Source organism: Rhodopseudomonas sp. WA056 (assembly GCF_010906995.1).
Classification (GTDB): Bacteria; Pseudomonadota; Alphaproteobacteria; order Rhizobiales; family Xanthobacteraceae; genus Rhodopseudomonas; species Rhodopseudomonas palustris_G.
In genome coordinates this window covers 1-18617 of sequence record NZ_QPFS01000101.1, presented here as the reverse complement: position 1 = coordinate 18617, position 18617 = coordinate 1, and the positions used below count along the sequence as shown (strand labels likewise).

The following is an 18617-nucleotide window of genomic DNA, read 5'->3' as shown; positions in this document are numbered from 1 at the left end:
GCCTTCTCCCTCCCCCGCAAGGGGGGAGGGAGAAGGCAACGCTCGCGGTGAGGTCTGTCATCAGCAACGCCATCACGACCTCCCTTCGAGCTGACGCCGCTGCGCCCGCTCGTAGATCAGGAGCGGCAGCAGCAACACGCCGAGCAGCAGCACCGCGAGGGCCGAGGCGACCGGCCAGTCGCGGTTGGTGAAGAACTCCAGCCACAGCGTCTGGCCGATCATCGGCGATGTCGAGCCGGCGAGCAGGTCCGGGATCACGAACTCGCCGACGATCGGGATGAAGCACAGCAGCACGCCCGCGCCGATGCCGGGCAGCGACAGCGGGAACGTCACCAGCCAGAATGCCTGGCGCGGCGAGGCGCCGAGATCGGCGGCCGCTTCCGACAGCGAATGCGGCAGCTTCGCCAGCGTCGCGTACAGCGGCAGCACCATGAACGGCAGGTAGGAGTAGACGAGGCCGATATACATCGCAGTGTCGGTCGACAGCCACACCACCGGTTTCGACACGATGTGCAGCGCCAGCAGGAGCTGGTTGAGCAGGCCGTCGTGCTGCAGAATGTTGATCCAGGCGTAGATCCGGATCAGGAACGAAGTCCAGAACGGCACGATCACCAGCATCATGGCCAGCGGCTGCCAGCCGCGCGGCAGCCGCGCCATCGCAAACGCGATCGGATAGCCGATCAGAAGCAGAATCGCGGTCGACACCGCGGCCACGGTCAGGCTGCGCAAATACGACAGCAGGTACAGATCGTCGCCGAAGATCAGCCTGAAATTGTCGAGCGACAGCGCCCCGAACGCCGCCTTCAGCGCCGCCCAGCCGGCGCCGAGGTCGAACACCGGCGTATAAGGCGGCTGGGCGATCGCAGTGTGCGACAGGCCGATCTTCACCACGAAGCCGAACGGCACCAGGAAGAACAGCAGCATCCAGACGTAAGGCGCGACAGCCGCGAGCCGCGCCGGCTTGGTGAAGATCCGGCGGCCGCTCATCGCGTCAGCACCACGCAATCGTCGGGCGAGAACCACGCCACCACGTGCTGGCCGGCATGATAGGCGTCGACGTCGAGCCGCGTGGTGTTGGCCATCGCGGCAAGCAGCGTCGCGCCGTGATCGAGTCGGACCTTGTAGCTGGTCATGCCGCCGGCATAGCCGATGTCGGTGATGGTACCGTCGAGCCGATTGATCGCGTCGGCATGGCCGGCATCGGCGGCCGGTCCGCGCAGCGACAGCTTGATCTTCTCCGGCCGGATCGCCACGCAGATCGCTTCGGCCTCGATCGCCTCGCGCGGCTCTGCCACTACAACCTCGCCGGCCCCACCGGTCGCGACGGTGATGCGGCCGTGATCGCGGCCGGCGACGCTGCCTTCCAGCATGTTGACGTCGCCGACGAACTCCGCGACCCAGCGCGAGGCCGGCGCCTCGTAGAGCTGCCGCGGCGCCGCGACCTGATCGAGCTTGCCGGCGCGCATCACGCCGATGCGGTCGGCCACCGTCATCGCCTCCTGCTGATCGTGGGTGACGATCACGAAGGTCATGCCGAGCCGCTTCTGCAGGGCGATCAGTTCGAGCTGGGTGCTTTCGCGCAGCTTCTTGTCGAGTGCCGCCATTGGCTCGTCGAGCAACAGCAGCTTCGGGCGCAGCGCCAGCGCCCGCGCCAGCGCGACGCGCTGCTGCTGGCCGCCGGAGAGCTGATCCGGCTTACGCTTGCCCAGCCCTTCGAGCCTGACCAGCGCCAGCATCTCGGCGACCCGCGCCTTGATCTCCTTGCGCGGCAGCCGGGCCCGCTTCAGCCCGAATGCGATGTTGGCCGCGACGTTGAGGTGCGGAAACAGCGCGTAGTTCTGGAACATCATGTTGACCGGGCGCTCGTGCGGCAGCACCGCGGCGATATCCACGCCGTTCAGCAGGATACGCCCGGCATCCGGCGTCTCGAAGCCCGCCAGCATCCGCAGCAGCGTCGTCTTGCCGCAACCGCTGGGGCCGAGCAGCGCGAAGAATTCGCCCGCCTTGATGTCCAGCGACAGCCGGTCGACGGCGACGAAGCCGCCGAACCGTTTCTCCACGGCTTCGATACGCAACAGCGGCTCGCCGGCAACCTCGGCCGGCGCGGGATATCCTGCGTGCTCCGTCATTTCCTCAGCGTCTCTGCAGCTCCGGGCCGGTTCGATCAGAACCGCAAGCTGTAGCGGCCTATCGCACGCTACTCAACCGTCGCGAACGCCGGTACTTCGCTCATCCTTCGCCGTCGGGCGTCAGGATCGCCGGCTGGGTATCCGGCGTACTGAGACTCCACATCGCGTCGAACATCGAGGCCTGGAACGCGGCGAATTCCGCACTGTCGATGATCAGCCCGTAGCTCTCGCGGGCGGACGAGATCAGGCAGACCTTGTTGCCATAGATGAAACAGGTCATCGCCAGGGTATGTTCGTGCGGCGCGTAGCGCAGCTCGCGGCGCAATTCCTGGCTGGACGGCCAGATCGGCGCGATGTCGCGCTCGACCGAGCGGATCACCCGCAGCCAGATGCCGCGGCGGGCGCGCTCCTGCAGATAGTGCTCCATTTCCTCCAGCCCCGGCTCGGCCATCAGTTCGCGCATCGACAGCGTGGCACGCAGCACCTTGTCGCCGCCGGACAGCGTGTCCCACAGCGTGGTGCGGATGCCGTCGGGGCCGGGATGGAAGCGGACGTTGGGCTGGCCGCTCTCGTGGTGATACATCGAGCGCAGCACCGGCATCACGTCTTCCAGCATCTGCCGACGCGCTTCCAGCCGCTCCAGCAGGATGCCGGGCTCTTGGGCGACGACGAAGCGCCGCTTACCGTGGTCGACGAACCGGACCAGCCCCTCGGCCTCCAGCTTGGCGAGCGCATCGTGTGCGGTCGTACGCGGCAACCCGGCCTTGGCCGCAACCGCCGTCACCGAGGCACCGCCAAGGCCGACAGCGGTCAGGTACAGCTTGTACAGCGTCCCGGTGATGCCGATCCGGGCCAGTTTTCCTTCGATATCCAACATTGTCCCCCAACCGCCGAAGCGCGCCGACCATGTCCGATCTCGGCCGCAACGTCTATTGTCGGATTTATCCGATGATTTTGGCATGAAATCTACTGCATTGCACAATCGGCCAGCATATGACGCCAAGTTAAGCTGATAATTTGCGGTTCTGCTCGATTTATATACCGCTACAGCCCGGTTTCTGGATTGACGGATTTATCCGACATATTCCAAGGTAGATCGTCACGCGAGGGACAGAGCGCGACCAAAGGAGGATTGCAGATGGAAGCGGAAGCCGATGCGGGCCGCCTGCCGGTCGAACCGATGAGGCCGCGGTACGCGATGATTCAGGACATCTTTGCGGGGCGGCCGATGCGGGCCGCAGTCGGCCTCACGGCGTTCTTCGTGATCTGGCAGGCGATCACCCAGCTCAATCTGGTCGACGGCTTCCTGTTGCCGTCGCCGGTCGCGATCGCCGAAGCGCTGTGGGATCTTGCGCTCGACGGCTCACTTTGGGTGCACCTCGGCGCCAGCCTGCAGCGCGTTGCGGTCGGGTTTCTGTTGGCCTGCGTGGTCGGGCTCGCCCTCGGTCTGCTCTGCGGCTGGTGGCGCACGGTGTCGGACTATGTGCGGCCGGTGATCGAAGCGCTGCGGCCGATCCCGCCGCTGGCCTGGATCCCGATCACCATCCTGTGGTTCGGCCTCGGCGACGCGGCCTCTTACTTCCTGGTCTTTCTCGGCGCGGTGTTCCCGGTGTTCATCGCCACCTACACGGCGATCCGTGGCCTCGACCGCAACCAGATGAACGCCGCGCTCTGCCTCGGCGCCAAGCCCTGGCAGCTTTTCACCGACGTACTGATCCCGGCCTCGCTGCCGATCATCCTGCCCGGCCTGCGCATCGCGCTGGGCGTCGGCTGGATGTGCGTCGTCACCGCAGAGCTGATCGCCGCCCAGACCGGGCTCGGCTACCTGATCCAGCAATCGCGCATGCTGTTCCAGATCAACAACGTCGTCGCCGGCATGGTGACCATCGGACTGATCGGATTTGCGATGTCGGCGATCCTTGAACGCATCGAGCGGCGCGTGAATGCGTGGGCTCCTTCCGAGCGTAGCTGAGGGCATCACCATGAGCGCAAACATCGCATTGGCCACAGCCGCCATCCCCGCCGCCGCGCCGGCGACCGCCGCTCGCGCCGCAGCGGCCGATGTCCAGATCGACATCCGCAACGTCGGCAAAGTCTATGACTCGAAGACGACGCATCAGGCGGTGATCGCACTCGACGGCGTATCGCTGCGCATCAAGAAAGGCGAGTTCATCTCGCTGCTCGGCCCGTCGGGCTGCGGAAAGTCGACGCTGCTCGGTATCATCGCCGGCTTCCAGTCCGCCTCCAGCGGCCAGATCCTGCAGAACGGCAAGCCGATCAGCAAACCCGACGCCTCGCGAACTGTCGTGTTCCAGGACTACGCGCTGTTCGGCTGGATGACGGTGCAGCAGAATGTCGAGTTCGGCCTGAAGGCGAAGGGCATGCCGAAGGCCGAGCGCGCCGAAGTCGCCCGCGCACTGATCAAGACCGTTCACCTCGCCGGCTTCGAAGACAAATATCCGCACCAGATGTCCGGCGGCATGAAGCAGCGCGCCGCGATCGCCCGCGCGCTGGCACCGGATCCCGACATCCTGCTGATGGACGAGCCGTTCGGCGCGCTCGACGCGCAGACCCGCGTGCTGCTGCAGGAAGAAATCGCCCGGATCTCCACCGAGGCCGGCAAGACGGTGATCTTCGTCACCCACGGTATCGACGAGGCGGTGTTCCTCGCCGACCGCGTCGTGGTGATGAGCCCGCGCCCCGGCCGGGTGCGCGACGAAGTGCTGGTGCCGCTGCCGCGGCCGCGCACCGCCGAAATGCGTTCCGATCCATGGTTCGTCTCCACCGTGAAAGACCTTTGGGAGACACTGAAGCCTGAATGGCAAAAGGGGGAATAGACCGTGACAACCATCGTATCGCGCCGCCGCTTCGGACAGCTCGCCGCCGGCTTCGCCGCCACCATGCCGCTCGCGGCACCGTCGATCCTGCACGCGCAGGCAGGCGACGTCGTCAAGATGTGCTGGTTCAACACCACCACCGTCTCGGCCCAGATCGCCCATGTGCTGATGCGCACGGACATCGCGGAGCGTAACGGCCTGAAGATGGAGATGATCCAGCTCGCCGCCTCGCCGGCGATCACCGAGGCGCTGGTCTCCGGCGCCGGCGATATCGGCACGCTGTCCGATTTCGCCGCCGTCACCACGATGGCGATCGGCGCGCCGGTGACCACGGTGTCGTCGCAGGCGATCTTCCGCTCCGCGGTACTGACCACCAAGAAGTCCGGCATCACCGATCTCGCCGGCCTCAAGGGCAAGCAGATCTACGGCACCTTCGGCATCACCGCATTCCAGAACGCGCAGGAAGCCGTGCTGAAGGCCGGGCTGGTCCCGGGCAAGGACGTCACCTTCGTCAATGTCGGCCCGGCCGAACTCGCCGACGCCGTCGGCGCGCAGCGGATCGACGCGTTCTTCACCTACGATCCGTTCGTGTCGTTCTTCGAAAACGCCGGCCACGCCCAGGTGGTGTCGCAGAACGTGACGCCGGTGATCGTGCTGGCCGCCAACAACCGTTTCTTCAAGGATCGCCCCGCGGTGCTGAAGCGGATGCTGAAGGCGAACTCCGAGGCGCTGTTCTTCGCCAGCCAGAACCACGATCTGGTCAACGGCTGGTTCCGCACCCTGGAGCCCGCCAAGAACATTCCGGTCGAAGTGCTGGAGAAGGCGTCGAGCTACGATCCGGCGTGGAGCGCCAAGTCGTTCACCGACATCAAGGCGACGCTGACTCCGGCGCAAATCGCCAAGATGGACTTGCTCGCCAAATGGGGCGTCGAGAACAAGCTGCTGCCGCGCGTGCCGGAGGTCAGCAAATTCGTCGACACCACGATCGCCAGCGCAGTCGACAAGGAAGCGGCTGCGCAGGGCTTCGACCCGAAGAGCGTGAAGATCACCCGGGCCTGAGAACGACCATCACGTCCGAACCTTCTGCCAATGGATTTTGGCACGTCTCTCAACCTCGTCATGGCCGGCCTCGTGCCGGCCATCGACGCCTTGCAGCTTGGACCGCAAAAAAGACGTGGATGGCCGGGACAAGCCCGGCCATGACGGATAACTGACTTTCACCCGCGCAGCGCCGCGGTGGCAGGATCGTGATGAGTACTACGCTGATATCATCTCCGGTCGATGTGTTAGATCGGCCGAGCGACAAGCCCTTCGCCAGCGTCGAACAGCCTCAACGCCACTTCGACTTCGCCCAGATGTCCGGCGCTGATCGCTATCGCCTGCTCGCCTCGACCATCATGCCACGCCCGATCGCGTGGGTCGTCACGCGCGCGCCCGGCGGCTGCATCAACGCTGCGCCCTACTCGTTCTTCAACATGTTCGGCGCCGACCGCCCCGTGGTCGCGCTTGGTATTCTGGCGCGGCCCGACGCGCCGAAGGATACCGCCGCCAACATCCGCTCCACCGGCGAATTCGTCGTCAATCTGGTTCCATTCAATCTGGTCGAGGCGATGAACGCGACCTGCGTCGAAGCTCCGCCGGAGATCGACGAGCTCGATCTCGCGGGGCTGGAGACGCTGCCGAGCGTCGCCATTGCCCCGCCGCGCATCGCCGCCTCTCCGGTCGCATTCGAATGTCGCCTGACGCACTGGCTCGACACCGGCCCCGGCCAGGTAATGGTGGTCGGCGAGGTGCTGCACGCGCACTACGCTCAGCACGTCCTGACCGGCGATCCGGAGCGCCCGCGCGTCGACCACGCCGCGCTCGATCTGGTCGGCCGGATGCACGGCGCCTCCGCCTACACCCGCACCCGCGACCTGTTCGATCTCGACCGTCCGCTCTGGCAGGATGCGCAGATCATCTCCACCACCGCATCATAAGGACTCATCAAATGGCCAAGTTGAAAGTCGCGGCAGTTCAGGCGACGACCGTTCCGTTCGACGCCGCGGCCGCGACCGCCCGCACCGTCGCGTTGCTCGGCGACGCCGCCGCCAAAGGCGCGAAGATCGTGGTGTTTCCGGAAGCCTTCATCGGCGGCTATCCGAAGGGCCTCGATTTCGGCTGCGCGATCGGTCGCCGCACGCCGGAAGGCCGCGAGGATTTCGCCCGCTACGTCCGCGGCGCCATCACCATCCCCGGCCCGGAGGTCGACCAGCTCGTCGCCGCCTGCGCCGAGCACGATATCCACGCCGTGGTCGGCGTGATCGAGCGCGACGGCGGCACGCTGTATTGCACGGCATTGTATCTGGCGCCGACCGGCCTGCTCGGCATCCATCGCAAGATCATGCCGACAGGCTCGGAGCGGCTGGTGTGGGGCTTCGGCGACGGCTCGACCCTGACGGTGGTCGATACGCCCTACGGCCGGCTCGGCGGCGCGATCTGCTGGGAGCACTACATGCCGCTGATGCGCGCCGCCTACTACGCCAAGGGCGTGCAGATCTGGGCGGCGCCGACCGCCGACGACCGCGAGACCTGGATCGCCACCATGCGTCACATCGCCCTGGAAGGCCGCTGCTTCGTGATCGGCGCCTGCCAGGTGATGCGGCGCTCGGACTTCCCGGCCGACTATGCCAGTCGGATCGAGGCCGGTCCCGACGAGTGGATGATGCACGGCCGTTCGGTGATCGTCGGTCCGCTCGGCGAAATCCTCGCCGGACCGCTGCTCGACGAGGAGGGCATCCTGACCGCGGACATCGACACCGACGACATTCTCGGAGCGACGCTGGACTTCGATGCGGTCGGTCACTATTCGCGACCGGATCTGTTCACCCTGCAGGTCGACGAACGGCCGCAGACCCCGGTGGCGTTCGGCGGCAAATCTGGCGCTGGCGACAGCGGCGCCTGAGCGGCGGCAAGCGAGCGTAGCGCGCCGCACACGGCGGGCGATCAGCCCGCTTCGCGTGCGCGCGCCGGAGCGCTGTCTTCGAGCGGGTCGAGCCCGACCAGCCAGCGATACTGATCGATCGGCGCCGGCTTGCCGATCAGATAGCCCTGCACCGCGTCGCAGGCCTCGTCGACCAGGAAGTCGAGCTGATCCTGGGTCTCGACGCCCTCGGCCACCAGCGTCACGCCGAGACCGTGTCCGAGCCCGATCACGGCGCGGACGATCGCGGCCGATTGCGGATTGCGGCCGAGATTCATGATAAAGGCGCGATCGATCTTGATCTTGTCGAACGGGAACGCTTGCAGATAGGTCAGCGAGGAATAGCCGCTGCCGAAATCGTCCATCGACACCCGGACGCCGAGCGCCTTCAGCCGGCGCAGCAGCGACAGGCCGCGATCAAAGTCGTCGATCAGCACGCCTTCGGTGATCTCCAGCTCCAGCCGCCCGGGCTCCAACCCGGTCTGCAACAGCACGCCATGGACGAAGGCGACCAGATCGGTGTTGAGGAACTGCGCCGGCGACAGGTTGACGGCGACCTGCAACGGACGCGCCCAGGACGCTGCCTGACGGCAGGCCTCGCGCAGGATCCATTCGCCCAACTCGACGATCAGCCCGCTCTCCTCCGCGAGCGGAATGAACTCGCTCGGCGGCACGAAGCCGCGGGTCGGATGCCGCCACCGCGTCAGCGCTTCGAAGCCGACGATGTCGTTGTTGCCGACCCGCTTGGTGCTCGACGCCTGCGGCTGGTAGTACAGCGACATCTCGCCGTTACGGATGGCATTCGACAGATCCTGATGCAGCACCCGCCGGTCGCGGATCTGCATGTCCATCTCCGGCTCGAACACCGTGACCGAGCCGCGCGCTTTTGCCTTAGCGCGGAACAGCGCGGCGCCGGCATTGGCGAGCAGCGAGGCCGCATCGGTGCCGTTGGCGGGGAACAGCGCAATGCCGGTGGTGACGCCGATCCGAACCGTCTTGCCGTCGATGACGAAGCCCGGGACCAGCGCCTTCGCCACCATGCTGGCCAGTTCGCGGGCCGCGGCCGGCTGCGGGCCGTCGATGATCAGGCCGAATTCGTCGCCGGACAGACGCGCCACCACGCCGCCGCGCGCAGCCCATTCGATCCGCCGCGCCACCTCGACCAGCAGCTTGTCGCCGATCGCGTGGCCGAACACGTCGTTGATTTCCTTCAGACCGTCGAGGTCGACGCTGAGCACGGCGAATTCGTCGACCGCATTGTCGCACGCCTCGATCATCTGGGTCAGCGACTTGAGGAACGCATCACGGTTCGGCAAGTCGGTAAGGCCGTCGTGGTACGCCATGTGGGCCATCCGCGCCTCAGTCTGGCGTCGGTCGGTGACATCGACATGGGTCTTGATCAGATAGTGCGCCTGATCGGCCTCGTCGGTGACGGTCATGCGCCGGGTGACGAACAGGCGCAGTCCGCCGGCGGTCGAGATCGGATGCTCCTCGACCACCAGGCCTCCCTTGCGGATCGCCAGTTCGTCGCGCTCGGCGATCAGTCGCGCTTCCTTGGTGTTGAAGATTTCGGCGGTGGTCAGCCCGGTGGCGTCTTCGCGGCGACGGTTGAAGATGATCTCCGCGCCGCGATTGGCGAGCACGTAGCGACCGTCCGCGGTGTTCTGCACCGTCAGCGCCACCGGAATGTTGTCGATCACCAGCTCGAGAAACCGCTTGGTCTTTTCCAGTTCGATCGACAGCGCGCGCCGGTTGGTGACGTCCTCGAACAGCGCAATCAGGAATTCCGGCTCTCCGCGTTCGTTGCGGGCCACCACGCGGTTGCTGGCGAGAACGCGCTCGCCTTGCCCGATCTCGACGGTGAGCTCGGAGGTGTCGGAGCCAGCGCTGGATTTCAGCGCGCTCCGGTCCGCCTCGCGGATGTTTGCGGCCGAACGCGGCGGGTACAGATCGTCGGCGGTGGATCCGATGATTCGGTCGCGGCTCAGGCCCGACAACGTCTCGAACGCGCGATTGGCCAGGATGTAGCGACCGTCGTCGATGGTCTTGGCGGCGACGCAAACCGGAATGTTGTCGATCACCGATTCCAGGAATTGCTTGGTGGTGGAGAGCTCCCTGGTGACCCGGCGCAGTTCGCTGCAGTCGTCATGGGTGGCGATCGTGCCGCCGTTGGCGAGCCGGGAGAATTTGACCTGGATGCAGCGCCCGTCGGGAAGCTCGGACACGTAGCCGCCCGGCAATCCGGCGTTCCGGTAGAAGTCGTCGTTGGACACATCGAGCATGCCGCGGGCGCGGCGTAGCGTCAGCAATTCGCGGCCGTGCAGGCCGCGCGGCACCTCGGCACGAGTCAGCCGATACATCTCGAGGTAGCGATCGTTGCAGAACACGATGCGGCCGGATGCGTCCGCGATCACGACGCCCTGCTGCAGCTTGTTGAGCACGGAATCGACCAGCATGTTCTTGCGGCGCTGGGCGCGGCGCTGCTTGCGCAGCATCGAGGTCGCCCACAGCGCGATCGCGCACATGAACGACGCGACGACCAGGCCGCCGATCAGCAGTCCCCAGACGACCTCCGGCTCGCTTCCGCCCAAATAGCTCGGCGGGGCAAGATTCTCTGCCGCGATCGCACCCGAAGGAAGACCGGTCGTCACCGCAGCCAATCCTGCGCCCCTACCCGCCTTCCCAATCCACGCCACCATAGAACACCCAGAAATTGCAATCGGAGTGTGATGCAAGAGACCTTTGGAACATGTAAACACCATCGGCCGGGCGGGGTGGTAACGCGGCAATTTTCATCAATTGACCCGGGATGGTTAACCCCGTCATAAGCTCCGCTCGGGACAGGATCACCAACCAAGAGTGCGAGTGATGGAAGAAGTTGACTGCGTCGTGGTCGGCGCGGGCGTGGTCGGTCTGGCGATCGCGCGGAAGCTGGCGCAGCAGGGCCGCGAAGTGATCGTGGTCGAGGCCGCGGAATCGATCGGCACCGGAACCTCGTCCCGCAACAGCGAAGTGATCCATGCCGGGATTTACTATCGGGCGGGCAGCCTGATGGCGCGGCTCTGCGTCGCCGGCCGGCACGCCCTGTACGATTACTGCGCCGACCACGGCGTCGCCTTCCGGCGTTGCGGCAAGCTGATCGTCGCCACCAACGCGGCGGAAGCCGACAAATTGGAGTCGATCCGCGCCCACGCCGCCGCCAACGGCGTCGACGACATGCGCGTGCTCGACGGCACCGAAGCGAAGGCGATCGAGCCGGCGCTCGCCTGTGTCGCGGCGCTGCTGTCGCCGTCGACCGGAATCGTCGACAGTCACGGTTACATGCTGTCGCTGCGTGGCGACGCCGAAGCGGCCGGCGCGGCGTTCGCGTTTCACGCGCCGCTGCTGTCGGCGCGCCGCGAAGGTGGATCTCTGGTGCTCGAGATCGGCGGCGAGACGCCGATGACCCTCGGCTGCCGACTGCTGATCAATGCGGCCGGCCTCGGTGCCCCCGCGGTGGCGCGCACGATCGCCACGATGCCGCCGGAACTGGTGCCGACGGCGTATCTCGCGAAGGGCAACTACTTCACCTGCAGCGCGCGGGCGCCGTTTACGCACCTGATCTATCCAGTGCCGGAGCCGGGCGGGCTCGGCGTGCATCTGACGCTGGATCTGGGCGGTCAGGCCAAGTTCGGGCCCGATGTCGAATGGATCGACGAGATCGACTACGTGGTCGACCCCGCCCGCGCGGCCCGGTTCTATCCGGCGATCCGCAAATACTGGCCGGATCTGCCGGACGGCGCGTTGTCGCCGGGTTACTCCGGCATCCGACCGAAGATCGTGCCGCCGGCGGTCGCCGTGCAGGACTTCGTGGTGCAAAGCCCCGCCGAGCACGGGGTAGCCGGGCTGATCAACCTGTTCGGGATCGAATCGCCCGGCCTGACCGCCTCTTTGGCGATTGCCGACCATGTCGCCGATCTCACCGGCTGATCGGAGATCCGCGCAACGATCTGTGTCGGGACAACATCATGAAGCTGGCGCTTTCGATCGAGGATCTGGAGCTGCCGATGTTGCTGCCGGGCCTCAAAGTCCGACCACGGCGGGCGATCATCTTCCGATCGAGCAGGTCCAGTTTGTGCGCTTCACCGCCAAGCAGTGGGAACGGTTCAAAGACGTGTTGTCGACCAAATGACGCTGCGTCGTCGGCGGCTGTGTGGCTGTGGCGTCGATCCTGACGCCGGCATCGTGTCTGCCACCGGCGGCGCAGACCGTCCGAAGCGATCCGCATCGGCTTCAGTCGATACATGATTTCACTATGAGGATTTCGGGGTGAGGATTTCGGGGCGAGGTCCACGCCCTGCGCGCAAGGGGATGAGTGATCAGTCCCCCTTTTCGGCATTCGGCCTTCTTGGATTCGGCTTCTTTTGAGGCTTTGGGGTTCGGTCCATCAGCGGCATTGGACCACGAGATGACCTTCATCTCGGCGATTGCCGATCACGTCGCCTCATCGGGACGGCATGACCGGCGCAGATCGCAGTCAGATCGGGATCGCTCAAGTCCCTCTGGCGCCGCCCGGAAGGCTCTTCGGCGTCAGAGGCGAACGAGAATCCCGCAGGCTGTACCTTGCGCCTGACGTGCATCGCGCACGAAGAGCGCCGGCTCAGCTTTGTTGCAGTGCGGTGAGGAAGTTCAGTGGAGGCTGGTGGTGGTCTGCTTCAGCTTCACGATTTGATCCCGAACCATCAGCTTGCGGCGTTTCAGATCGGCGATACGCGTATCGTCCGTGGAGGGATGGGCGAGAGCGTCGTGCAATTCGTTCTCCAGAACCTTGTGCTTGCGTTCCAGTTCGACGAGATGTGCCTGAATTGCCATACGAAACCTCCTCTATTGGTGAGACTGAGTTTCCATCCGGACGAAGAAGTGTACATCTCTGGTGGCTTCTGTCGATAGGTCTTGAAATACGCGCGTCATAATTTCGCGGCCGACTTGAAATGATTCGAGCTCGTCCATGTGCCTCGGAAACACCCGAGGATGCGAGCAAACCGCGTGCATTCGGCAATTCACCGACCCCATCCCGGGATTATTCACCTGACGAAGGTCGTACTCGGCGCAATGCGGAACGGCGCCGCTTGCTCGCAACGCCGCAAAGGCGATAATGACGCCGAACTGATCGACATTCCTCCGCAACCGGCCTTCAGTTCGTGAGCCGGTTCAAGCCGACACTGATCATGACCGACGAAGACGAGGGCGACCTCGGTGCCGAGCTGGCCAGACTGCAACAAGAGCATCGCGATCTCGACGCCGCGATCGATGCGCTGCATCATTCGCCGGCACCCGATCTGTTGCGGCTGCAGCGATTGAAAAAGCGAAAGCTGGCACTGCGCGATCGCATCTCCTTCATCGAAGATCAGATCACGCCCGACATCATCGCCTGAGCGGCGCGCCGGAGGCGGCCCGGCGTTCAGCCTTGCGCGCATACATCGCACGGTCGGCAGCCTCGAGCGCAGCGGCGCTGTCCATCTCCGGCTTCAGCATCGCCACACCTGCGGAAATCCCGACCGCGATCGTCCGGTCGCCGTAGCGGATCGCCAGCGCATCGACCGCGGCCTCCAGCACAGACGCCTTCGCATGCGCGTCCGCCTCGCCGAGATTCCACAACAGCAAGGCGAACTCGTCGCCGCCGAGCCGGCCGATCAGGTCGGATGCGCGAACATGGCTCAGCAGCGCCTCGGTCACCGCCTTCAACACCACGTCGCCGGCGGCATGGCCGAGCGAATCGTTCACCGGCTTGAGGCGGTCGACATCGAGCATGATCAGCGCGCCGCTGGCGCCATAGCGCTTGATATAGGCGAGCGCCCGGCCGAGCTCCCGCTCGAAGCCGCGGCGGTTGGCGATGCCGAGCAGGAAGTCGGTTTCGGCCGAGGCGCGCAGCAGGTCGATTTCCGCCAACGCAGCGGCGAGCTGGGCCTTCAGGCGCCGGATCTTGGCCTGCGGATCGGCCGGGAGCCTCCCCTCCGCGACCCGGGCCCGGGGCAAGGCTGAAGCCTGACGCGGCCCGGCCGGCGGCAGCTTGCGCTTCTTGGCGACCGGTTTGGCGGCCGGCCGATCGGCGGGACGGCGGGGCTTTGCAGGGCGAACGGGCTTCTTTTTCATCAGAATCAGCCGAAGATTCGCCACAACACTTGCCGCTGTTCACCAAGAAAGGATAGTGCATTCCCGGCGCGTTGGCCGCGATCCGCAGGCGGCTCGCCGATTCCCACCTATACTTCTGGATTCTCGACAGAATCGCTCGAAAGACTCGATTTAATGACAGCTCCCGTCGCGATCATCATGGGCAGCCAGTCGGACTGGGAGACGATGCGGCACGCCGCCGACACCCTGACCGCGCTCGATATCGCCCATGACGCCCAGATCGTTTCCGCGCACCGCACACCCGATCGCCTTTACGCCTTTGCCAAAGGCGCCAAGGCATCCGGATACCGCATCGTCATCGCCGGCGCCGGCGGGGCCGCGCATCTGCCGGGGATGACCGCAGCGCTGACCGAACTGCCGGTGTTCGGCGTGCCGGTGGAGTCCAAGACGATGTCGGGACTGGATTCGCTGTACTCGATCGTGCAGATGCCGGCCGGCATCCCGGTCGGCACCTTGGCGATCGGCAGGGCCGGTGCCGTCAATGCAGCGCTGCTGGCGGCAAGCGTGCTGGCGCTGACCGATGCGGCGCTGGCGACGCGGCTGGCGGCCTGGCGCAAGGCGCAGACCGACTCGGTAGCCGCCCGTCCGGAGGGCGCAGCGTGAGCGAATCCCATCGCGAACCGCTGAAGCCCGGCGACACCATCGGCATCCTCGGCGGCGGTCAGCTCGGCCGGATGCTGGCGCTGGCCGCAGCGCGACTCGGGCTGAAATGCCAGGTGTTCTCACCCGACCCGGATTCGCCGGCATTCGACGTGGTGCAGAACGCCACCTGCGCCGAATATGCCGATGTCGAGGCGCTGGAAGCGTTCGCCTCCGAGGTCGACGTCATCACCTATGAATTCGAGAACGTCCCGGCCTCCGCCGTGCTGGTGCTGGCGGCGCGCAAGCCGGTGCTGCCGAGCCACACCATCCTGGAGACCACCCAGGACCGGCTGGCAGAGAAAGACTTCGTCACCAGGCTGGGAATCGGCACCGCCGCCTATGCCGACGTTACTTCGCCGCAGACGCTGCGCGACGCAGTGGCCCGGCTCGGCCTGCCTGCGGTGCTGAAGACGCGGCGGTTCGGTTACGACGGCAAGGGCCAGATGATGCTGCGCCCGGGCGACGATCCGGAAGCCGCCTGGGCCAGCCTCGAAACCCGCGCCGCGATTCTCGAAGCTTTTGTCCCGTTCGAGCGGGAGATCTCGGTGATCGCGGCACGCGGCGCGGACGGTCAGGTGGTGAGCTACGACGTCACCGAGAACGAGCACCGCGACCACATTCTGAAGGTTTCCAAGGTCCCGGCCGCAATCGCCGACGCCGTCGCCGACGAGGCCCGCCAGATCGCCAAGACGATCGCCGACGCCCTCGGTTATGTCGGCGTGCTCGGGGTCGAGATGTTCGTGGTGCCGGCCGCCGACGGCACGAAAGTGCTGGTCAACGAGATTGCCCCCCGGGTGCACAATTCCGGCCATTGGACGCTGGACGGCGCCTCGGTGTCGCAGTTCGAGCAGCATATCCGCGCGATCGCCGGCTGGCCGCTGGCCGAACCGGTGCGCCACGGTGCGGTGACCATGACCAACCTGATCGGCGACGACGTCCACGACTATGGTCGCTGGCTGACAGTTCCCGGTGCGACGGTGCATTTGTACGGCAAGCGTCACGCGCTCCCCGGTCGCAAGATGGGCCACGTCACTGTGGTCGAGCCTCCGAAACGCTGACGGAACCGACCAACGTTGCAGAACTTAATTGTCGTGTCAGGTGGACATTGCCGGCCCGATCTGGTACATGGGCGCCCTCTAGGTGGAGGGCCTGGCCGTTGTCGGCCCCGCCTAATCCGATAAATTCCGATCCGATCACTCTGAAGAGGATGCCGCGTGCAGGTTCTCGTTCGCGATAACAACGTCGATCAAGCCCTCAAGGCGCTGAAGAAGAAGATGCAGCGCGAGGGGATTTTCCGCGAGATGAAGCTGCGCGGACATTACGAGAAGCCGTCCGAGAAGAAGGCGCGCGAGAAGGCGGAAGCCGTACGCCGCGCCCGCAAGCTCGCCCGCAAGAAGCTGCAGCGCGAAGGCCTGCTGCCGAGCAAGCCGAAGCCGGCTTTCGGCGCGGACCGCCGTCCGGCCGCGGCGGCGCGCTAATCGCGCCTTTCGGCGACGAACCGAACTGAATTTGAAGAACGCGGGCCCCGGGCTCGCGTTTTTCGTTGCTGCTCCGATCGCCGCATCTTGCGGTCCGCAGACAACAAAATGCCCGAGACGAGCCCGGGCATTTCCTGGTGTGTATAACGCCTGCGTCCTTACCGCGGCAGCACCGAGTGGATCACCGACTTCGCGGTGAACAGCACATCCTCTGCGACCGATGGCTTGCGGGCGGCAGCGCCCTCACCCGACGACTCCGCGCGAGCTGCCGGGATATCGGCCGGGGGGGTCGGCCGGCGCTGATCGCCGTCGCTCAGATCGGCGGCGGCGGCCGGACGGATGCTGACCGGGACCGACGCGGCTGTCGCCGACACATTGGCATTGGGCACGATCGACGAATTGCCGGGCGCGACGTTGACCGCAGGCGGCAGTGCCGGGGCGGCGACGCGCGTCGTCTCCTGCAGCCGGGGCAGCTCCTGCGCCCGTAGCGGCGGCTCCGGCGATTTCAACGGCTCCGGGGCGCGACCGCTCACTTCCTTGAGGCGCGGGGCCTCGGCCGGGGCGGACGCACGCAGCCGCTCGACAGCGGCGCGCAGCACCTGATTGGGATCGCGGGCCGGCTCGCTCTTGGCGGGCTTCTCCTTGTCGGTGCCGAGCTTGACCTTGAGCGGCTCGCTCTTCACCGGCTCGCTCCTGGCGGGCTCCGGCGCCATCGTGGCGGCGACCGGCTCGGCCGGCTTGGCCGCCTTGGCGGCGTCTTGCTGCGCGGCGGCAGGAGGCGCATCGGGCCTGGCGACGATATACTGATTGACGACGTAAGCAGCGATCACGGTCGCGACCACCGACGGCAGAATCTGCCCGAGAAGTTTTTCGGTGATGAATTTGAGCATGGCGGGCCTCTTACCAGCAAAGGTGATGCTGGAACTTTGAGGCTGATTGAGGGATCAACTGCGACCGATCGGTGGCACCGGAGCGCGTATACTCGAGCGCCACCAAGCGGTTTACGGGGCCGCGGGGGCGGCCACTTTTCGAGAGTTCAAGCTTTCAGTTCGATCTCGAGAAACACGATTTCGGCGGCGGATTCGTTGCGAACGTCGTGCTCGACACCGGCCTTGCGAGCGTAGGACCGGCCGGCCTTGAGCTGAGCGATCGACCGCGTGCCATCCGGCGCCACGATGGTCATCTCGCCATCGGCCATCGGCACCACGACGTAGTCCATGCCGTGAGTGTGATGGCCAGTCGCCGACCCCGGCGGCAGCCGCCACTCGGTGACCCGCACTTCGGCGTTATCGATCTGAATTTCGGATTTTGCCGCAACCGTCATGACGTTCTTTCTCCGGGCGAGAGCACTGCCAACCAATCGACCGATACCACTGATCGGCCGGCCCGACATCCGGCGATCCGACGCCGGGGCCATGCGCACAATCAGCGCAGCGGTGTGCGGACGGTATCGCCAGATGGGCGGCTGACGGTATAGTCGGCGCGCACCCTCAGGGTGAAAACGCCAAGGAGCACACGGGAAACGCCATGTTTTCACACGTCATGATCGGCACCAACAATCTCGAAGCGGCGAAGGATTTCTACGACAAGCTGCTCGGCACGCTCGGCATCGCGCCGGCGATGGTCGACCGTCATCGCATCTTCTATCGCACCAAGACCGGCACTTTCGCAGTCAGCAAGCCGATCAACGGCGAGCCGGCGACCGCCGCCAACGGCGGCACGATCGGGTTCGTGGCGAAGTCTCAGGAAGAGGCCGACGCCTGGCACGCCACCGGCGTCGCCAATGGCGCCACGAGTTGCGAAGACCCGCCCGGCATCCGCGCGATGGGCGACATGAAGCTCTACCTCGCTTACCTGCGCGATCCCGACGGCAACAAGCTCTGCGTGATGCACCGGATGTGAGGCTTACACCAACCTCCGTGATGCCCGGCCCTGTGCCGGGCATCCACGTCTTTCGGCATCGACGCGCAGCAAGACGTGGATGGCCGGGACGAGCCCGGCCATGACGTGGATAGTGGGTCTGGACCCAAACAAAAACGCCCGGCCTTGCGGCCGGGCGTTTCGTTTCTGGCAGGGCGTCGGCGGTTAGTGCGCCATCGCCTTGACGATGTTCTCGGTCATCTTCTTGGCGTCGCCGAGCAGCATCATGGTGTTGTCACGATAGAACAGCGGGTTGTCGATGCCGGCGTAACCGGAAGCGAGCGACCGCTTGATGAACATCACGGTGCCGGCCTTCCAGACCTGCAGCACCGGCATGCCGTAGATCGGCGAGGTCGGATCCTCTTCGGCCGCCGGGTTGGTGACGTCGTTGGCGCCGATCACGAACGCGACGTCGGCCTGCGCGAACTCCGAGTTGATGTCCTCGAGCTCGAACACCTCGTCGTACGGCACGTTGGCT

The 18617-nt window shown here is 65.7% G+C and carries 20 protein-coding genes; 11 read left to right on the top strand and 9 right to left on the bottom strand.

Translation table 11 applies throughout. The features are described from left to right. Positions 1-72 precede the first annotated feature (72 nt). The 3 genes from DU475_RS17925 to DU475_RS17915 form a co-directional block, all read right to left on the bottom strand. Entirely contained in the window at positions 73-987 is a 915-nt protein-coding gene (locus tag DU475_RS17925; protein WP_164632889.1) for an ABC transporter permease, read from the bottom strand. Further along, positions 984-2129, bottom strand: a complete 1146-nt coding sequence (locus DU475_RS17920; protein WP_164632888.1) for an ABC transporter ATP-binding protein — start codon at positions 2127-2129, stop codon at positions 984-986. Before DU475_RS17920 ends, DU475_RS17925 begins: the two co-directional genes overlap by 4 nt. Positions 2130-2229: 100 nt before the next feature. Then, positions 2230-3006, bottom strand: coding sequence for a TrmB family transcriptional regulator (locus DU475_RS17915; RefSeq protein ID WP_013504029.1), 777 nt, complete (start codon positions 3004-3006; stop codon positions 2230-2232). Positions 3007-3267: 261 nt separating this feature from the next. On the opposite strand from DU475_RS17915, the gene DU475_RS17910 reads away from it, so the two are divergent. The 5 genes from DU475_RS17910 to DU475_RS17890 all read left to right on the top strand — a co-directional run bounded on the left by DU475_RS17910 (position 3268) and on the right by DU475_RS17890 (position 7910). Continuing rightward, positions 3268-4101, top strand: coding sequence for an ABC transporter permease (locus DU475_RS17910; protein WP_164632887.1), 834 nt, complete (start codon positions 3268-3270; stop codon positions 4099-4101). Positions 4102-4111: 10 nt separating this feature from the next. Further along, a complete protein-coding gene (locus tag DU475_RS17905; RefSeq protein WP_052960586.1) occupies positions 4112-4966 on the top strand; it encodes an ABC transporter ATP-binding protein in 855 nt (284 codons plus the stop codon). A 3-nt stretch (positions 4967-4969) separates the two neighbouring features. Continuing rightward, entirely contained in the window at positions 4970-6025 is a 1056-nt protein-coding gene (locus DU475_RS17900; RefSeq protein ID WP_164632886.1) for an ABC transporter substrate-binding protein, read from the top strand. A gap of 296 nt (positions 6026-6321) precedes the next feature. Beyond that, complete coding sequence (locus DU475_RS17895; RefSeq protein WP_246700351.1) at positions 6322-6945, top strand: flavin reductase family protein; 624 nt, start codon at positions 6322-6324, stop codon at positions 6943-6945. An 11-nt stretch (positions 6946-6956) separates the two neighbouring features. Continuing rightward, positions 6957-7910: a carbon-nitrogen hydrolase family protein gene (locus DU475_RS17890; RefSeq protein WP_164632885.1), complete on the top strand. Its 954-nt coding sequence runs from the start codon at positions 6957-6959 to the stop codon at positions 7908-7910. 41 nt (positions 7911-7951) lie between these two features. On the opposite strand, the gene DU475_RS17885 is transcribed toward DU475_RS17890, so the two are convergent. Next, entirely contained in the window at positions 7952-10627 is a 2676-nt protein-coding gene (locus DU475_RS17885; protein WP_205524444.1) for a sensor domain-containing protein, read from the bottom strand. A 169-nt stretch (positions 10628-10796) separates the two neighbouring features. Between DU475_RS17885 and DU475_RS17880 the strand changes: the two genes are divergently transcribed. Beyond that, complete coding sequence (locus DU475_RS17880) at positions 10797-11897, top strand: NAD(P)/FAD-dependent oxidoreductase (protein WP_164632883.1); 1101 nt, start codon at positions 10797-10799, stop codon at positions 11895-11897. A gap of 699 nt (positions 11898-12596) precedes the next feature. Here the strand turns inward: DU475_RS17880 and DU475_RS17875 are convergent. Next, positions 12597-12779, bottom strand: a complete 183-nt coding sequence (locus tag DU475_RS17875) for a YdcH family protein (protein ID WP_013504037.1) — start codon at positions 12777-12779, stop codon at positions 12597-12599. A 356-nt stretch (positions 12780-13135) separates the two neighbouring features. Here DU475_RS17875 and DU475_RS17870 point away from each other — a divergent pair, with 356 nt between their 5' ends. After that, positions 13136-13342, top strand: coding sequence for a YdcH family protein (locus DU475_RS17870; protein ID WP_041808064.1), 207 nt, complete (start codon positions 13136-13138; stop codon positions 13340-13342). Here the strand turns inward: DU475_RS17870 and DU475_RS17865 are convergent. Further along, complete coding sequence (locus tag DU475_RS17865) at positions 13332-14060, bottom strand: diguanylate cyclase domain-containing protein (RefSeq protein ID WP_164632882.1); 729 nt, start codon at positions 14058-14060, stop codon at positions 13332-13334. The genes DU475_RS17870 and DU475_RS17865 overlap by 11 nt on opposite strands. A 153-nt stretch (positions 14061-14213) precedes the next feature. Between DU475_RS17865 and purE the strand changes: the two genes are divergently transcribed. The 3 genes from purE to rpsU all read left to right on the top strand — a co-directional run bounded on the left by purE (position 14214) and on the right by rpsU (position 16219). Further along, a complete protein-coding gene (gene purE, locus DU475_RS17860) occupies positions 14214-14702 on the top strand; it encodes a 5-(carboxyamino)imidazole ribonucleotide mutase (protein ID WP_013504040.1) in 489 nt (162 codons plus the stop codon). Next, a complete protein-coding gene (locus DU475_RS17855; RefSeq protein ID WP_047308350.1) occupies positions 14699-15799 on the top strand; it encodes a 5-(carboxyamino)imidazole ribonucleotide synthase in 1101 nt (366 codons plus the stop codon). The genes purE and DU475_RS17855 overlap by 4 nt, the downstream gene beginning before the upstream one ends. Before the next feature lie 156 nt (positions 15800-15955). Then, the gene (gene rpsU / locus DU475_RS17850; RefSeq protein ID WP_013504042.1) at positions 15956-16219 is read left to right on the top strand and encodes a 30S ribosomal protein S21; all 264 of its coding nucleotides are present in this window, start codon (positions 15956-15958) and stop codon (positions 16217-16219) included. Positions 16220-16377: 158 nt separating this feature from the next. Here the strand turns inward: rpsU and DU475_RS17845 are convergent, their stop codons facing one another. Both DU475_RS17845 and DU475_RS17840 read right to left on the bottom strand, forming a co-directional pair. Further along, positions 16378-17109 carry a hypothetical protein gene (locus DU475_RS17845; protein WP_164632881.1) on the bottom strand — a complete coding sequence of 244 codons (732 nt, stop codon included), beginning with the start codon at positions 17107-17109 and terminating at the stop codon, positions 16378-16380. A 146-nt stretch (positions 17110-17255) separates the two neighbouring features. After that, on the bottom strand, positions 17256-17543 hold the full coding sequence (locus tag DU475_RS17840) for a cupin domain-containing protein (protein WP_013504044.1): 288 nt from the start codon (positions 17541-17543) through the stop codon (positions 17256-17258). Positions 17544-17746: 203 nt separating this feature from the next. Here DU475_RS17840 and DU475_RS17835 point away from each other — a divergent pair, with 203 nt between their 5' ends. Then, entirely contained in the window at positions 17747-18121 is a 375-nt protein-coding gene (locus tag DU475_RS17835; protein ID WP_013504045.1) for a VOC family protein, read from the top strand. 183 nt (positions 18122-18304) lie between these two features. Here the strand turns inward: DU475_RS17835 and DU475_RS17830 are convergent. Next, on the bottom strand, positions 18305-18617 hold a 313-nt coding region (locus DU475_RS17830; protein ID WP_164632880.1), incomplete at its 5' end, for an NAD(P)(+) transhydrogenase (Re/Si-specific) subunit beta.

Bases quoted from the DNA above. Each gene is read 5' to 3' on its own strand.
- DU475_RS17895 (WP_246700351.1), top strand. From the start codon at position 6,322: ATGTCCGGCGCTGATCGCTATCGCCTGCTCGCCTCGACCATCATGCCA.
- DU475_RS17905 (WP_052960586.1), top strand. From the start codon at position 4,112: ATGAGCGCAAACATCGCATTGGCCACAGCCGCCATCCCCGCCGCCGCG.
- DU475_RS17880 (WP_164632883.1), top strand. From the start codon at position 10,797: ATGGAAGAAGTTGACTGCGTCGTGGTCGGCGCGGGCGTGGTCGGTCTG.
- DU475_RS17835 (WP_013504045.1), top strand. From the start codon at position 17,747: ATGTTTTCACACGTCATGATCGGCACCAACAATCTCGAAGCGGCGAAG.
- DU475_RS17890 (WP_164632885.1), top strand. From the start codon at position 6,957: ATGGCCAAGTTGAAAGTCGCGGCAGTTCAGGCGACGACCGTTCCGTTC.
- DU475_RS17865 (WP_164632882.1), bottom strand. From the start codon at position 14,060: ATGAAAAAGAAGCCCGTTCGCCCTGCAAAGCCCCGCCGTCCCGCCGAT.
- DU475_RS17845 (WP_164632881.1), bottom strand. From the start codon at position 17,109: ATGCTCAAATTCATCACCGAAAAACTTCTCGGGCAGATTCTGCCGTCG.
- DU475_RS17920 (WP_164632888.1), bottom strand. From the start codon at position 2,129: ATGACGGAGCACGCAGGATATCCCGCGCCGGCCGAGGTTGCCGGCGAG.
- DU475_RS17910 (WP_164632887.1), top strand. From the start codon at position 3,268: ATGGAAGCGGAAGCCGATGCGGGCCGCCTGCCGGTCGAACCGATGAGG.
- DU475_RS17885 (WP_205524444.1), bottom strand. From the start codon at position 10,627: ATGGTGGCGTGGATTGGGAAGGCGGGTAGGGGCGCAGGATTGGCTGCG.
- DU475_RS17840 (WP_013504044.1), bottom strand. From the start codon at position 17,543: ATGACGGTTGCGGCAAAATCCGAAATTCAGATCGATAACGCCGAAGTG.
- DU475_RS17875 (WP_013504037.1), bottom strand. From the start codon at position 12,779: ATGGCAATTCAGGCACATCTCGTCGAACTGGAACGCAAGCACAAGGTT.
- DU475_RS17915 (WP_013504029.1), bottom strand. From the start codon at position 3,006: ATGTTGGATATCGAAGGAAAACTGGCCCGGATCGGCATCACCGGGACG.
- purE (WP_013504040.1), top strand. From the start codon at position 14,214: ATGACAGCTCCCGTCGCGATCATCATGGGCAGCCAGTCGGACTGGGAG.
- DU475_RS17925 (WP_164632889.1), bottom strand. From the start codon at position 987: ATGAGCGGCCGCCGGATCTTCACCAAGCCGGCGCGGCTCGCGGCTGTC.
- DU475_RS17870 (WP_041808064.1), top strand. From the start codon at position 13,136: ATGACCGACGAAGACGAGGGCGACCTCGGTGCCGAGCTGGCCAGACTG.